Here is a 402-nt window from a genome sequence, read left to right on the forward strand (position 1 = left end):
GGCTATGAAGGCGGTGCCAAAAGCGCCCAGCCGGCCTGGGACAGCTTTATGAAGAGCGTGCTGGAAGGCGTTCCGGAAGAACCGTTAACTCCGCCGCCGGGTATCGTCACGGTGAATATCGACCGCAGCACCGGTCAGTTGGCGAATGGGGGCAATAGCCGGGCGGAGTACTTTATTGAAGGAACCCAGCCCACCCAGCAGGCAGTCCGTGAGGTGGGCACCACCCTGACTGACGGCGGCGGTGAAACCCACGAATTGTTCTGACAAAAAAAGCGCCTGCGGGCGCTTTTTTATTGCTGCTTAGCGTGGACGCTCGTTCAGAGTCGGCCCTGGGCCTGCAGCCATTCCCGCACTAAAAACAGCGCGCTGACGTTACGGGCCTCATTAAAATCTTCTTCATCC

The 402-nt window shown here is 58.7% G+C and carries 1 protein-coding gene; it reads left to right on the forward strand.

The window, feature by feature from the left end; all coding sequences use genetic code 11:
• Window positions 1–264 (forward strand): hypothetical protein (locus FJV41_RS56355; RefSeq protein WP_220138065.1); only part of this gene is annotated, 264 nt, incomplete at its 5' end.
• Window positions 265–402 lie beyond the last annotated feature (138 nt).

This window comes from Myxococcus llanfairpwllgwyngyllgogerychwyrndrobwllllantysiliogogogochensis (assembly GCF_006636215.1).
GTDB classification, from domain to species: Bacteria; Myxococcota; Myxococcia; order Myxococcales; family Myxococcaceae; genus Myxococcus; species Myxococcus llanfairpwllgwyngyllgogerychwyrndrobwllllantysiliogogogochensis.